Annotated in this window: 9 protein-coding genes; all 9 read left to right on the forward strand. The window is 67.8% G+C overall.

The genetic code is table 11. The features are described from left to right. The 9 genes from argB (at window position 1) to JX552_RS14155 (ending at window position 15,906) form a co-directional block, all read left to right on the forward strand. Complete coding sequence (gene argB / locus JX552_RS14115; protein WP_431195951.1) at window positions 1-882, forward strand: acetylglutamate kinase; 882 nt, start codon at window positions 1-3, stop codon at window positions 880-882. After that, on the forward strand, window positions 879-2,072 hold the full coding sequence (locus JX552_RS14120; protein ID WP_205877964.1) for an acetylornithine transaminase: 1,194 nt from the start codon (window positions 879-881) through the stop codon (window positions 2,070-2,072). The genes argB and JX552_RS14120 overlap by 4 nt, the downstream gene beginning before the upstream one ends. Then, complete coding sequence (argF, locus tag JX552_RS14125) at window positions 2,065-2,991, forward strand: ornithine carbamoyltransferase (RefSeq protein ID WP_205877965.1); 927 nt, start codon at window positions 2,065-2,067, stop codon at window positions 2,989-2,991. Before JX552_RS14120 ends, argF begins: the two co-directional genes overlap by 8 nt. Continuing rightward, on the forward strand, window positions 2,988-3,494 hold the full coding sequence (locus tag JX552_RS14130) for an arginine repressor (protein WP_205877966.1): 507 nt from the start codon (window positions 2,988-2,990) through the stop codon (window positions 3,492-3,494). Before argF ends, JX552_RS14130 begins: the two co-directional genes overlap by 4 nt. 50 nt (window positions 3,495-3,544) lie before the next feature. Continuing rightward, window positions 3,545-4,741, forward strand: coding sequence for an argininosuccinate synthase (locus JX552_RS14135; RefSeq protein ID WP_205877967.1), 1,197 nt, complete (start codon window positions 3,545-3,547; stop codon window positions 4,739-4,741). 86 nt (window positions 4,742-4,827) lie between these two features. Next, window positions 4,828-6,246 (forward strand): argininosuccinate lyase, encoded by a 1,419-nt coding sequence (gene argH / locus JX552_RS14140; protein WP_205877968.1) that lies wholly within the window; start codon window positions 4,828-4,830, stop codon window positions 6,244-6,246. 230 nt (window positions 6,247-6,476) lie between these two features. Then, complete coding sequence (locus JX552_RS33340; RefSeq protein WP_205877969.1) at window positions 6,477-8,438, forward strand: PE family protein; 1,962 nt, start codon at window positions 6,477-6,479, stop codon at window positions 8,436-8,438. Window positions 8,439-8,578: 140 nt separating this feature from the next. Beyond that, a complete protein-coding gene (locus JX552_RS14150; RefSeq protein WP_205877970.1) occupies window positions 8,579-9,640 on the forward strand; it encodes a type III polyketide synthase in 1,062 nt (353 codons plus the stop codon). Window positions 9,641-9,645: 5 nt separating this feature from the next. Next, a complete protein-coding gene (locus JX552_RS14155; protein WP_205877971.1) occupies window positions 9,646-15,906 on the forward strand; it encodes a type I polyketide synthase in 6,261 nt (2,086 codons plus the stop codon). Window positions 15,907-15,910: the final 4 nt, after the last annotated feature.

Here is a 15,910-nt window from a genome sequence, read left to right on the forward strand (position 1 = left end):
ATGAACATCGACGACCTGCCCACCCAGGTCAAGGCGCAGGTGCTGGCCGAGGCGCTGCCGTGGCTCAAACAGCTCAACGGCAAGATCGTCGTCATCAAATACGGCGGCAACGCGATGACCGACGAGTCGCTGCGCCGGGCCTTCGCCGCGGACATGGCGTTTCTGCGCAACTGCGGGGTGCATCCCGTTGTGGTGCACGGCGGCGGCCCACAGATCACCGCGATGCTGCGCCGACTCGGTATCGAAGGTGATTTCAAGGGCGGATTTCGGGTCACCACACCGGAAGTGCTCGATGTGGCGCGGATGGTGCTGTTCGGCCAGGTGGGCCGCGAACTGGTCAACCTCATCAACGTGCACGGCCCGTACGCCGTCGGGATCACCGGTGAGGACGCGCAACTGTTCACTGCGGTGCGGCGCAGCGTCACCGTCGACGGTGTGGACACCGACATCGGCCTGGTTGGCGACGTCGAACTCGTCAATACTGCGGCCGTGCTGGATCTGATTGCCGCCAAACGGATTCCAGTGGTGTCAACGCTGGCCCCGGATGCCGAGGGCGTGGTGCACAACATCAACGCGGACACCGCCGCGGCGGCACTGGCCGAAGCGCTGGGCGCAGAGAAGTTGTTGATGCTGACCGATGTCGAGGGCCTGTACACCCGCTGGCCCGACCGCACGTCGTTGGTCAGCGAAATCGACACGGCCACATTGGCGCAACTGCTCCCCAGTCTGGAGGCCGGGATGATCCCCAAAGTCGAGGCATGCCTGCGCGCGGTGACGGCCGGTGTGCCCAGCGCACACGTCATCGACGGACGAGTCGAACACTGTGTGTTGGTCGAGCTTTTCACCGATGCGGGCACCGGCACCAAGGTGGTCTGCGCATGACCGCCACGCAGGGGGTGCAGCAACGCTGGCAGGCCGTGATGATGAACAACTACGGCACCCCGGCGATGGCACTGGCCAGCGGAGACGGAGCCGTCGTCACCGACGTCGACGGCACCACCTACGTCGACCTGCTCGGCGGCATCGCGGTCAACGTCCTCGGCCACCGGCACCCGGCCATCATCGATGCCGTCACCCGACAGATGTCGACACTCGGCCACACCTCCAACCTCTATGCCACCGAACCGGGAATCGCTCTGGCCGAACGGCTGGTGGCGCTGTTGGGGGCGGACGCTCAAGCGCGAGTGTTCTTCTGCAACTCCGGAACCGAAGCCAACGAAGTCGCGTTCAAGCTGACGCGGCTGACCGGTCGTACCAAAATCGTTGCCGCACAAGAAGCCTTCCACGGCCGGACCATGGGATCGCTGGCGCTTACCGGACAACCGAGCAAACAGGCGCCGTTCGAACCGCTACCGGGTTATGTCACCCACGTCCCCTACGGCGACGTCGACGCGTTGGCCGCGACGGTCGACGACGAGACCGCCGCAGTTTTCCTCGAACCGATCATGGGGGAGAGCGGCGTCGTCGTGCCGCCCGAGGGGTACCTGGCCGGGGCTCGAGACATCACCGCCCGGCACCGAGCCCTACTGGTGCTTGACGAGGTGCAGACCGGAATCGGGCGCACCGGTGCGTTTTACGCCCACCAACACGACGGCATCACCCCGGATGTGATCACCCTCGCCAAGGGGCTGGGCGGTGGGTTGCCGATCGGCGCGTGCATCGCAGTCGGGCCGGCCGCCGACCTGTTCACCCCGGGCCTGCACGGCAGCACGTTCGGCGGCAACCCGGTCTGCACCGCCGCGGCGCTGGCCGTACTGACGGTGCTGGCCGACGAGGATCTGGTCCATAGCGCCGAAACCAAGGGCAAGTCGCTGCGTGACGGCATCGAGTCGCTGGGCCATCCGCTGATCGACCAGGTGCGGGGCAGGGGCTTACTTCAGGGCATCGTGCTCAAGGCGCCACACGCGAAGGAAGCCGAAGCGGCGGCCCGCGCCGCCGGATACCTGGTTAACGCAGCCGCGCCCAACGTGATTCGGCTGGCCCCGCCGCTGATCATCACAGAATCTCAACTGGACGGCTTCGTCGCCGCCCTGCCGGCCATCCTCGACACCGCGGGAGCCGCACATGGTTAGACATTTTCTGCGTGATGACGACCTCACGCCCGCCGAACAGGCCGAGGTCCTCGAGTTGGCCGCCATCCTGAAAAAGGATCCGTTCAGCCGTCGTCCCCTCGACGGTCCGCGCGGAGTCGCGGTGATCTTCGACAAGAACTCGACCCGCACCAGGTTCTCCTTCGAGATGGGTGTCGCGCAGCTCGGCGGGCACGCCGTGGTGGTCGACGGGCGCAACACCCAACTCGGGCGCGACGAAACCCTCGAGGACACAGCGCGAGTGCTGTCCCGCTTCGTCGACGCCATCGTCTGGCGCACCTTCGGGCAGGAGCGGCTGGAGGCCATGGCCTCGACCGCGTCGGTGCCCGTCGTCAACGCACTCTCCGACGAGTTTCATCCCTGCCAGGTCCTGGCCGACCTGCAGACCATCACCGAACGCAAAGGCACCCTGGCAGGCCTGAAGATGACCTACCTGGGCGACGGCGCCAACAACATGGCCCACTCCCTGATGTTGGGCGGCGTCACCGCGGGCATGCACGTGACCGTCGCTGCGCCAGAGAGCTTTACGCCCCATCCGGATGTGGTGACCTCGGCACGCCGGCGCGCCGACGAGACCGGTGGCACCGTGACAGTGACGGCCGATGCCGACGCGGGCGCGGCCGGCGCCGACGTCCTGGTCACCGACACCTGGATATCGATGGGCCAGGAGGGCGACGGCCTGGACCGTGTCAAGCCGTTCCGGCCATTCCAGGTCAACCGCCGATTGCTCACCCTGGCTAACGCCGATGCCCTTGTGCTGCACTGCCTTCCGGCGCACCGCGGTGACGAGATCACCGACGAGGTGATGGACGGCCCGGCCAGCGCGGTGTGGGACGAGGCCGAGAACCGCCTGCATGCGCAGAAGGCGCTGCTGGTCTGGCTGCTGGAGCGGTCGCAATGACGGCGAAAGCGGCTCCGGAGGTGAGCGCCAACCGCGCCGGCCGGCAGGCCCGAATCGTCGCGATCCTGTCCACCGCCGAGGTGCGCAGCCAGAGCGAACTGGCCGCCCGGCTGGCCGCCGAAGGCATCGAAGTCACCCAGGCCACGCTCTCGCGGGACCTGGAGGAACTCGGGGCGATCAAGCTGCGTGGCGCGGACGGCGGCGTCGGCGTCTATGTCGTACCCGAAGACGGCAGCCCCGTCCGGGGTGTCGCCGGCGGCACCGGAAGGTTGACCCGCCTGCTCGGTGAGCTGCTGGTATCCACCGATGCCAGCGCAAACCTCGCTGTCCTACGCACGCCGCCCGGCGGTGCCCATTACCTGGCCAGCGCCATCGACCGCGCGGCGTTACCGTACGTCGTCGGCACCATCGCCGGTGACGACACGGTGTTCGTGGTTGCCCGTGAACCGATGACCGGCGCCGAAGTGGCCGTGGCGTTGGAAGGCCTCAAGAAGACCTCGTAGATCTCAAATACACTGCTGCAGACTTTGCACGAGCAAAAGGAGAACTGTTCATGTCAGAGCGCGTCATCCTGGCTTATTCCGGCGGTCTGGACACCTCGGTGGCCATTAGCTGGATAGGCAAGGAGACCGGCCGTGAGGTCGTTGCGGTGGCCATCGACCTCGGCCAGGGCGGTGAGGACATGGAGGTGGTGCGCCAGCGGGCGTTGGACTGCGGCGCGGTGGAGGCCGTCGTGGTCGACGCCCGCGACGAGTTCGCCGAGGGGTACTGCCTGCCGACCATTCTCAACAATGCGCTGTACATGGACCGCTATCCGCTGGTTTCGGCCATCAGCCGGCCGCTGATCGCCAAGCATCTGGTAGCCGCCGCACGCGAGCACGGCGGCAGCATCGTCGCGCACGGCTGCACCGGCAAGGGCAACGACCAGGTTCGCTTCGAGGTCGGATTCGCCTCGCTGGCACCGGATCTGGAGGTGCTGGCACCGGTCCGCGACTATGCCTGGACCCGCGAGAAAGCGATCGCGTTCGCCGAGGAGAACGCGATTCCGATCAACGTCACCAAACGCTCGCCATTTTCCATCGACCAGAACGTGTGGGGACGCGCCGTCGAAACCGGGTTCCTGGAGCACTTGTGGAACGCGCCGACCAAGGACGTCTACTCCTACACCGAAGACCCCACCGTCAACTGGAACACCCCCGACGAGGTGATCATCGGTTTCGAGCAGGGCGTACCGGTCACTATCGACGGCAGGCGGGTGAGCGTGCTGCAGGCTATCGAGGAGCTCAACCGCCGGGCCGGGGCGCAGGGCGTCGGGCGCCTCGACGTCGTGGAGGACCGGTTGGTGGGCATCAAGAGCCGCGAGATATACGAGGCGCCCGGGGCCATGGTGCTGATCACCGCGCATGCCGAACTCGAGCACGTGACCCTGGAACGCGAGCTGGGTCGGTTCAAGCGGCACACCGACCAGCGCTGGGCCGAGCTGGTGTACGACGGGCTGTGGTTCTCGCCGCTGAAGGTGGCGCTGGAAAGTTTCGTCGCCAAGACCCAGGAGCACGTCACCGGTGAGGTCCGGCTGGTCCTGCACGGCGGCCACATCGCGGTCAACGGCCGCCGCAGCGCCGAGTCCTTGTATGACTTCAACCTGGCCACCTACGACGAGGGCGACTCCTTCGACCAGTCGATGGCCAAGGGCTTCGTCTACGTTCATGGCCTGTCGTCGAAGATCGCGTCCCGCCGGGACATGCGGTGACCTTCCCGGCGCGAACAGACGGAAAAGCCCCTGACACGCCGCCGGCAGAGGGCCTTCTGCGTCTGCTCGCCAGGAGAAGGTGACACGTGGTGACCAATGAGGGTTCGCTGTGGGGTGGCCGGTTCGCCGGCGGCCCGTCCGACGCGCTCGCTGCATTGAGCAAGTCCACCCACTTCGACTGGGTCCTGGCCCCCTACGACATCACCGCATCGAGGGCGCACGCCGTGGTGCTCTACCACGCGGGCCTGCTCACCGAAGAACAGCGCGACGGTCTGCTGGCCGGACTGGACAGCCTCGCCGAAGACGTCGCCGACGGCAGCTTCGGCCCGCTGGTCACCGATGAAGATGTGCACGCCGCCCTGGAACGTGGCCTGATCGACCGGGTGGGGCCGGACCTCGGTGGCCGGCTGCGTGCCGGACGTTCCCGCAACGACCAGGTCGCCACGCTGTTCCGGATGTGGCTGCGCGACGCGGTACGCCGGGTCGCCGACGGGGTGCTCGAGGTGGTCGCGGCGTTGGCCGAACAGGCCGGCGCCCACCCGACGGCGATCATGCCGGGCAAGACGCATCTGCAATCCGCCCAGCCGATCCTGCTGGCACATCACCTGCTGGCCCACGCGCACCCGTTGCTGCGCGATGTGGACCGCATCGTCGACTTCGACAAGCGCGCCGCCATCTCGCCATACGGATCCGGGGCGCTGGCCGGCTCGTCCCTAGGGCTGGACCCGGACGCCATCGCCGCGGAGCTGGGCTTTGCGGCCGCCGCCGACAATTCCGTGGACGCCACAGCGGCCCGGGATTTCGCCGCCGAGGCGGCGTTCGTGTTCGCCATGATCGGGGTCGATCTGTCGCGCCTGGCCGAGGACATCATCATCTGGAGCTCGACGGAGTTCGGCTACGTCACGCTGCACGACTCGTGGTCCACCGGCAGCTCGATCATGCCGCAGAAGAAAAATCCGGATATCGCCGAACTGGCCCGCGGCAAGTCCGGGCGGCTGATCGGCAACCTGGCCGGATTGCTGGCCACGCTGAAGGCCCAACCCCTGGCGTACAACCGCGACCTCCAGGAAGACAAGGAGCCGGTATTCGACTCGGTGGCCCAGCTGGAGTTGGTGCTGCCAGCGATGGCCGGGCTGGTGGGCAGCCTGACGTTCCATGTCGACCGAATGGCCGCCCTGGCGCCGGCCGGCTACACCCTGGCCACCGATATCGCCGAATGGCTGGTGCGCCAGGGCGTCGCGTTCCGGTCCGCCCACGAGGCCGCCGGCGCCGCGGTGAAGGCCGCCGAACAACGCGGCGTCGGGCTGCAGGAGTTGACCGACGACGAGCTGGCGGCGATCAGCCCCGAGCTCACGCCCAGTGTCCGTGACGTGCTGACCGTCGAGGGCTCGGTGTCGTCGCGTGACGCACGGGGTGGTACGGCGCCGGAGCGGGTCGCCGGTCAATTAGATGCGGTAACTGTCGAATGCGTCGCCTTGCGGGAGCGATTGGGCCATTTACGCTGAGCTGAAATGCCCCTATTTTTCCCATTCTTTCATCGCCTGAATTTTTGCCTGGACGGCGGCCACCTCTGCGTGGATTTCGCGGGTCCACGACGGACACCAAAATGGCGGGACAGAATCTCCGGAATCCGGTGTTGGGCGACATCAATGGCGGTATGCTTCGGCGACCCTGGGGGCTCGGTGGTCAGCGCTGCCGGGTCCCTGCGCACATCCCCAGACCAGGAGATCCGAGAATGTCGTTCGTCGTTGTCGCGCCTTCGGTGCAAGCTGCAGCGATACTAGACCTGGCCCGCATCGGGACCCTGATCGGAACGGCGAACGCGGCTGCGGCAGCCTCGACGACCACCATTGCCGCCGCGGCAGCTGACGAGGTATCGGCGGCCGTTACTGCATTGTTCGGCCAACATGCTCATTCTTATCAGGAATTCAGCGCCCGGGTAGAAGTGTCTTATCGGCAATTGCTGCAAACGCTGCAATCGGCAGAGACCTCGTATGCGAACGCCGAGTCAACCAATGCTCAGCAGATTGTCCTCGACCTGATCAATGCGCCCACGCAGACCCTGCTGGGACGTCCACTGATCGGCAATGGCGCAAATGGCGGGACCGTTGGCGGCGTAGGACAGCCAGGCGGTGACGGCGGATTGTTATACGGCAGTGGTGGGAGGGGCGGGTCCAGCACAGCTGCTGGGGTGGTTGGCGGTCGGGGCGGCGATGCCGGTTTGATCGGCAGCGGCGGAATCGGTGGAACCGGAGGGCTGGGTGCGCCCGGAGGGTCGGGCGGAGCGGGCGGGTGGTTGTTCGGCAACGGTGGGGCGGGTGGCGTGGGTGGGCCTGGCGGCACCGGCGGGGCGGGCGGCAACGGCCGGTACTTCTTCGGTGACGGGGGTGCCGGGGGGGCCGGTGGCGCGGGAAACCCGGCGATCAACAACGGCATCGGCGGGTCGGGTGGGACTGGCGGTAACGCCGCCTTGATCTCAGGTGCTGGTGGTATCGGCGGGCCCGGTGGGACCGGGGCCACCGGAGTCGCCGGCACCAACCCGGGTCCTGCGGCCCCTAACGGCAGTGCTCAGGGCGGGGCGCAGGGTGTCTCGGTCACCAACTCTGTGGTCGGCCTCGCCCAGGCTGTCGGCGGCGACGGCGGGCTCGGGGCCGACGGCAGTCGGGTCGGCCAGGTTGGCGGCTTCGGCGGCCCGGCCGGCGCCGCCACCGCCACCGGCAGTTCTATCAGCGCCGTCATCTCGTCAGGGGCGTCCACCTCGGGCGGCAACGGGGGTGCAGGGGGGACCGGAGGTATCGGCGGCTCGGGCGGCCCGGGAGGGCTTGGTGCCACCAACACCGCCACTGCGACCGCCGGTATCGGCGCCACCGCCACCGCGGTCGGTGGCAACGGTGGAACGGGTGGCACAGGCGGCAGCGGTGGCAACGGTGGCCTGGGAGGTGCCGGGGCCGCCAACACTGCCACCGCCGTCACCAGCACGAGTGTCGGACAGACTAGCGCGACCGCTGGCGGTGGTGTCGGAGGCGCAGGAGGCACCGGCGGCACCGGAGGCACCGGAGGCACCGGAGGCGCCGGTGGTACTGGCACAGCCAACGCCACCGGGGGAACGGACCCCACTGCCAAAGCCACGGCCATCGCCGTTGGCGGTATGGGCGGCCCTGGTGGGACCGGCGGCGCCGGTGCCAACAATGCCGGTACCGGCGCTGCCGGTGGCACCGGCGGGACTGGGGGCCACGGCGGCTGGTTATTCGGTGATGGCGGGCACGGCGGGGCCGGCGGCGCGGGTGGACAAGGCGGCCTCGGGTCCACCGGCGGGCTTGGCGGCCACGGCGGCGCCGGTGGTGGCGCCACAGCCACCGCGTCCGCCACCACAGCGTCGGCCAAGGCATTCGGTGGCGACGGCGGCGCTGGTGGCGATGGTGGCACCGGCGGTGCAGGCGGTGGCGGCGGCGTTGGTGGCGCCGGGGGCAACGGCGGTGCTGGTGGCTGGTTCGGGCAACCCGGTAGTGGCGGGGCCGGCGGGGTCGCCGGTCTGGGCGGCCTCGGCGGTGAAGGCGGAGCCGGCGGCGCCGGCGGCCAGGGCGGCGTCGGTGTCAGCGGAGTCGGCTTGGACGGTACTCAAGGGGATGACGGTGGTGCGGGGGCTGACGGTGCTGTCGGAACGGCAGGACCGGCGGGCAGCCCCGGGCCGCGCTGATCACGCGGAGCAGCCGAGTGGCGGATCGCCGCTTTTGCCGGTCACGTTGGCCGCGACTAAACTTCCCGCTCTAAGCGATTCGGTTGAACTTTTGCCTGAACGATGTGACCGTGATGTTCGTATCTAAGGGGGTGGGACCAATGAGTGTCATCGCAGGCGTCTTCGGTGCCCTGCCGCCCTATCGCTATTCGCAGCAAGAACTCACCGACATGTTCGTCAGCATCCCCGAATTCGCCGACTACGAAGACATCGTCCGGCAGCTGCATGCCAGCGGCAAAGTCAACAGCCGTCACCTGGTGCTTCCGTTGGAGCAGTACCCGCGGCTGCACGACTTCGGCGAAGCGAACAGCATCTTCATCGAGAAGGCTGTGGATTTGGGGGTCGAGGCCCTGATGGGTGCGCTCGACGAGGCCGGACTGCGTCCCGAAGATCTTGACGTGCTCTACACCACCACGGTCACCGGTCTGGCGGTGCCGTCCCTGGACGCGCGGATCGCCGGGCGGGTCGGGCTGCGGGACGACGTTCGGCGGGTGCCGCTGTTCGGGCTGGGCTGCGTGGCCGGGGCGGCCGGAGTGGCCCGGCTGCACGACTACTTGAAGGGAGCCCCCGACGGCATCGCGGCCCTGATATCGGTCGAGCTGTGCTCGCTGACCTTCCCCGGGTACAAGCCCTCTGTGGCCGGGCTCGTGGGCAGCGCCTTGTTCGCCGACGGTGCGGCCGCGGTGATCGCCGTCGGCGAGTCTCGCGCCGGGGAGGTGAGTGCCGGTGGTCCGAGCATCATCGCCTCGCGTAGCCACCTGTACCCAGACTCGTTGCGCACCATGGGATTCGATGTTGGCTCGGGCGGTTTCGAGCTTGTTCTCTCCAAAGACGTGGCGGCCGTGGTCGAACAGTATCTGCGCACCGACGTGACCGCCTTTCTGGCCGAACATGACCTGACTACCACCGACATCGGCGCCTGGGTCAGCCATCCAGGCGGGCCGAAGATCATCAACGCGATCATCGAAACCCTCAATCTGCCGGCGGAAGCGCTGGAACTCACCTGGCGCTCCCTCGGTGAGATCGGAAACCTGTCCTCGGCGTCGGTGCTGCACGTGCTGCGTGACACACTCGCCAAGCCACCGCCCAGTGGAAGCCCCGGACTGATGATCGCCATGGGACCCGGCTTCTGTTCCGAGCTGGTCCTGTTGCGCTGGCACTGAATGCCGTGAGCACCCAAGACGAGCTCATTGCCGCCCTGCGGAGATCACTCAAGGAGAACGAGCGGCTCAAGCGCGAGAATCGCGACTACCTATCCCGGGCGACCGAGCCAATTGCGTTGGTCGGCATGGGCTGCCGGTATCCGGGTGGAGTCGAGACCCCGGAAGACCTGTGGGAGATGGTGGCCGCCGGTCGCGATGTGGTCACCGAGTTCCCCGCGGACCGCGGCTGGGACCTGGCAGAGTTGTACGACGCCGATCCGGACGCGGCAGGCAAGTCCTACACCCGCTCCGGAGGTTTTCTGACCGATGTCGCGGGATTCGACGCGCAGTTCTTCGGGATCGCGCCCAGTGAGGTGCTGGCGATGGACCCCCAGCAGCGGTTGCTGCTCGAAGTGTCGTGGGAAGCGTTGGAGCGCAGTGGAATTGATCCGCTGACCCTGCGCGGTTCGGCGACCGGCGTGTTCGCCGGCATATTCCACGGCTCGTATGGCGGCCAGGGCCGGGTGCCCGGCGACCTGGAGCGTTACGGCTTGCGCGGTTCGACGCTGAGTGTGGCGTCCGGTCGGGTTGCCTACGTGCTGGGCCTGGAAGGTCCGGCGGTGTCGGTGGATACGGCGTGTTCGTCATCATTGGTGGCACTGCACCTGGCGGTGCAGTCACTACGATCGGGGGAGTGTGACCTGGCACTGGTCGGCGGCGTGACGGTGATGGCCACCCCGGCCATGTTCATCGAATTCAGCCGGCAGCGCGCACTTTCGGCGGACGGTCGGTGCAAAGCCTACGCAGGTGCCGCCGACGGGACCGCCTTCTCCGAGGGTGCCGGTGCTCTGGTCGTGGAGCGGTTGGCCGATGCGCAACGGTTGGGACATCCGGTGCTGGCCGTGGTTAGAGGCTCGGCGGTCAACCAGGACGGCGCTTCCAATGGCCTGGCCACCCCCCACGGTCCATCCCAACAGCGGGTCATTCGCGCCGCATTGGCCAATGCCCGGCTCACCACCGCGGACGTTGACGTCGTCGAAGGCCACGGGACCGGCACCACGCTCGGCGATCCCATTGAGGCACAAGCTATCTTGGCGACCTACGGCCAGGATCGCGATGAGCCGCTGTGGCTGGGTTCGATCAAGTCGAACATGGCTCACACGTCGGCAGCGGCGGGAGTCGCGGGCGTCATGAAGATGACGATGGCGATGCGGCATGCGGTGCTGCCCAAGACGTTGCATGTCGACGTGCCGACCCCGCATGTCGATTGGTCGGCGGGTGCGGTGTCGTTGTTGACCGAACAGCGACCCTGGCCGCAGCGCGCACGTCCACGCCGGGCCGCGGTGTCGTCGTTCGGGATCAGCGGCACCAACGCGCACGTGATTCTGGAGCAGTTTCCGGACGTGGATGATCACCCACCCGAGCCTGATGAGCGCGTGGTGCCGTGGGTGCTGTCCGCTCGATCGGCGGACGCGCTAGTCAACCAAGCCCGGCGCTTGCTGGCGCGGGTCCAGGCCGGCGACGCGCGCCCGCTCGACGTGGGCTGGTCACTGGTGAGCACCCGATCGCTGTTCGACCACCGCGCGGTGGTGGTGGCCGCCGATGCCGCCGAGTTCAGCGACGGGCTCGCCCTCCTGGCGGCCGGCGAGGTCGGTCCCGGCGTGGTGACCGGCCGCGCCGCCAGGGTGGGCAAGACGGTGTACGTGTTTCCAGGCCAGGGCTCGCAGTGGATCGGCATGGGACTCGAACTACTGGACAGCTCGGCGGTATTTGCTGACCACCTGCAGCGCTGTGACAAGGCACTGCGGGAACACGTGGACTGGTCGCTGCTCGACGTCATCCGGTCAGCGCCCGGCGCGCCCGGTCTCGACCGGGTGGATGTGGTGCAACCGGCCCTCTGGGCCATCATGGTTTCGCTCGCCGAACTGTGGCGTTCCCTCGGGGTCCCACCACACGCGGTCATAGGCCATTCGCAGGGTGAGATCGCCGCCGCCTATGTGGCCGGTGCCCTCTCTTTGGAAGATGCCGCCACGGTGGTGGCGCAGCGCAGCCGGCTGCTGGTGCAACTGTCCGGCGCCGGTGGCATGGCGTCGCTGGCGCTCAGCCTGGACCGCGCCAAGGAACTGTTGACAGCCTGGGCCGGCCGGTTGAATATCGCTGCCGTCAACGGAGTTTCGTCGATCGTTGTGTCCGGCGAGGTGGATGCCGTGGCCGAACTGGTCAGCCGATGCGAGGCGGAGAACGTCCGCGCACGCCGGATCGATGTCGACTACGCGTCACACTCGTTCCACGTCGAGGCCATCCGTGACGATCTCATCGCTGCCGTCAAGGGCATCACACCACGTTCGTCGTCGGTGGCGTTCTACTCGACGGTGACCGGCGCGATACTGGACACCGCCGCACTCGACGCCGACTACTGGTATCAGAACATCAGTGGGACAGTGCAATTCGAAAGTGCCGTGCGCGCGGCGTTCGACGCCGGCCATCAGGTCTTCATCGAATCGAGTCCGCACCCGGTATTGATCGGGGGCATTGAGGAGACGCTCGGCGCCGAGCGGTCGGTGATTATCCCGTCGTTGGGCCGCAACGACGGCGGGTTGCAACGGTTCTGGCAGTCAGCGGCTCAGGCCCAGGTGGCGGGCGTGGCAGTGGACTGGTCCACGGTGTTCCAGGGAGCCCACCGAGTCCCGCTGCCCACCTACGGATTCGTACGGCGCCGGTACTGGCTGACCGAGTCTGGCGACGGAGATGTGCGCCGCGCCGGATTGGTTGGCGCCGCGCACGACCTGCTGGGTGCGGTGGTGCAGCGGCCCGATTCCGGCGGTGTGGTGTTGACGGGCAACCTCTCGCGGTCGGCCCAGCGGTGGCTGGCCGATCACGGCGTGGCCGGCAGCGTCCTGTTCCCCGGCGCTGGATTCGTCGAACTCGCTCTGCGGGCCGGCGACGAGGTCGGTTGCCCGGTGGTGCGGGAGCTGACGTTGTCGACGCCGTTGCCGTTGCCCGAGGTGGGCGCGGTACGCGTGCAGGTAGTGGTGGGAGCCCCCGACGACGCCGGGTATCGAGAGATCGCGGTGTATGCCGATGGTCCCGAATCGGAGTGGACGCTGCACGCCACGGGATCTCTGGGGACCGATACACCGGCACCGCAGGCGGACCTGTCGGTGTGGCCGCCTGTCGGTGCGACGGCCGTCGATCTGGCTGGCGCTTATCAGCGATTGGCCGCCCGGGGCTATCAGTACGGCCCGGCTTTCCTTGGGCTGCAGGCGATGTGGCAGTCGGCTGATCACATCTTCGCGGAAATCGCATTGCCCGACGGACTGACCACCACCGGATTCGGCATCCATCCGGCGCTGTTGGACGCGGCGCTGCATGCGCTGGGACTAGCGGATGCACCGAACGCCACGGTGCTGCCGTTCTCCTGGCAGGGTGTGTCGCTGCACGCCACTGACGCCGCTCGGCTGCGGGTCCGGATCACCCGGGTGGGCACCGATTCGGTGGCTCTGGACTTGGCCGACGCGTGGGGACTTCCGGTACTGACGGTGCGGGACTTGGCGTTTCGCCCGGTCGCTGCCCAGCCTCCCGCGGTGGGCGGGCGTGGCGACGCCGGCCTGTTCGAGATCGACTGGACACCCATCGTCGCGCCGACCGGCGACGGTACCTCACCGAGGGTGTGGCAGGTGGCGCGCGACGGTGAGCCCCCGACATCGGTGTATGCGGCGACGCACGCAGCGCTGCGCCGGCTGCAATCCTGGTTGGCAGGTGAGGACGGCGGAGTTTTGGTGGTGCAAACCCGCGGCGCTGTCGGGTTGGCAGGCGAAGACGTGTCGGACTTGGCCGGTGCGGCGGTGTGGGGTCTGGTGCGATCGGCTCAGGCCGAACATCCCGGTCGATTGCTGCTGCTGGATTCCGACGGATCACTGGACGCCGCCGAGCTAATCGGTTGCGCTGAGGCGCAATTGGTGGTGCGCCGCGGGGTCGCCTACCGGGCCCGGCTGAAGCCGTGCGAATCGTCGACGCTGGAGTTGCCCGCGGGCCAGGAGGCGTGGCATCTGGTCACCGGGGGTGGAGGCACGCTGGACGACGTGCGGGTCGGCCCGTATCAACGGGTGGAGCTCGCCCCTGGACAGGTGCGGGTCGCCGTGGCAGCAGTCGGGGTGAACTTTCGGGATGTCCTGGTGGCGTTGGGCATGTATCCCGGAGGTGGCGAGCTCGGCGCCGAGGGCGCCGGTGTGGTGGTGGAAGTGGGTCCGGGGATCTCCGATGTGGCCGTCGGTGACGCGGTGCTCGGCTTGCTGGGTGTGGTCGGTCCGGAGGCGGTGGTCGATCGGCGATTGGTGACCGCGGTGCCGGCCGGCTGGTCGCTGCCCCAGGCCGCCGGCGTCCCGGTAGTGTTTCTGACGGCGCTGTACGGATTGTCGGTACTGGGCGCGGCCAAGGCCGGCGAGCGGGTATTGGTGCATGCGGCCACCGGCGGAGTGGGGATGGCGGCGGTGCAGCTCGCCCGGCATTGGGGCTTGGAGGTTTTCGGCACCGCCAGCAGTGGCAAGTGGGAAACGCTACGGGCGATGGGGTTTGACGACGAGCACATCGCTGACTCGCGGACGCTGGAGTTCGAGGAGAAGTTTCGGGCGGTTACCGGCGGCGCCGGAGTCGACCTGGTGCTCAACTCACTGGCCGGTGAGTTCATCGACGCCTCGCTGCGGCTGCTGGCCCCGGGCGGTCGCTTCATCGAGATGGGGAAGACCGATCTTCGCGCACCCCAGGACTTGGCAGCCCGCGAAATCCATTACCGGGCATTCGATCTGATCGAGGCCGGTCCGGACCTCACGGCGCGGATGCTGACCGATCTGATGACCTTGTTCGCGACGGCAGAGCTGGCGCCGTTGCCGTTCAAGACTTTTGACGTGCAGCGGGTTCGCCAGGCGTATCGGTTTGTCAGCCAGGCCCGGCACACGGGAAAGGTGGTGCTGACCATCGACCCGCTCGCCACCGGCACCGCGTTGATCACCGGTGGCACCGGAATGGCCGGCGCGGCACTGGCCCGGCACCTCGTTTTCCGCTACCGGGTGCCCAGCATTGTGCTGGTGAGCCGTTCCGGTGCTCAGGCCCCGGAGACCTCGCAGTTGGTCGGAGAGTTACAAGCGTGCGGCGCGCAGGTGTCGGTGCTCTCGTGCGACGTGGCCGATCGTGAAGCGGTTTCGGCGTTGCTGGCGCAGCTGCCGCAACAGTTTCCGTTGCAGGCGGTGATTCACGCAGCCGGCATTCTCGACGACAGCTTGATCGAGACGCTGACCCCCGAGCGATTGGACGCGGTGCTGCGGGCCAAGGTGGACGGAGCCTGGAATCTGCACGAACTCACGCGGGATCTCGATTTGTCTGCCTTCGTGGTGTTCTCGTCGATGGCCGGCATCTTGGGCACCCCAGGCCAGGGAAATTACGCGGCGGCCAACAGCTTCCTGGACGGGCTGGCCGAACACCGCCGGGTGCGGGGCTTGCCGGCCACGTCGGTGGCATGGGGGCTGTGGGAACAGGCCAGTGCGATGACGCGCCATCTCGGTGAGCGTGACAAGGCCCGGATGGGCCGGGTCGGTCTTGCCACGCTGTCGACCGGCCAAGCGCTGGCGTTGTTCGACGCCGCCCTACGGGCCGATTCCGCCGTCGTGACCGCCACCCGCTTGGACGCCGCCGCGCTGAGCGAAGATGCTCCCGCGCTGCTCAGTGAGCTGGTGCACCGCCCGATGCGAAGGACCGTGGAGGCGACGGGCGTATCGACAACGGGCCTGACCGCGCGACTTTCCGGACTCACCGCCGAACAGCGCCGCCGTGAACTCGTCGACATGGTGTGCAGCAATGCCGCAACGGTGCTCGGCCGCTCGGGCACCGCCGACATCAGCGCTCAGCGCGCCTTCCAAGAGATGGGTTTTGACTCGCTGACGGCGGTCGAGCTGCGCAACCGGCTGAAAACCGCGACCGGACTGACGCTCTCGCCGACGCTGATCTTCGATTACCCCAGCCCTGATGCGCTGGCCGCACATCTCGACACCCGCCTGTCCGCCCCCGTGTCGCAAGCAGACCCCGCGGCGCGCTTCGACGACATCACCCGTGAGCTCGACGACCTTGTGCGGCAGCGTGATTGGCAGCCCGAAGAACGGGCGAGGTTGGCTCACCGGCTACGCGACATCATGGCCGACCTGGCCCTCGATGACGACCTCGCCGCCGCCAGTGAAAGCGAGCTTTTCGCCATTCTCGACGAAGAGCTCGGATCCGACGAAGAACTCGAATCCTGAGAAT

Origin of the sequence: Mycobacterium gordonae (genome assembly GCF_017086405.1) — a bacterium.
GTDB lineage: Bacteria > Actinomycetota > Actinomycetes > Mycobacteriales > Mycobacteriaceae > Mycobacterium > Mycobacterium gordonae_D.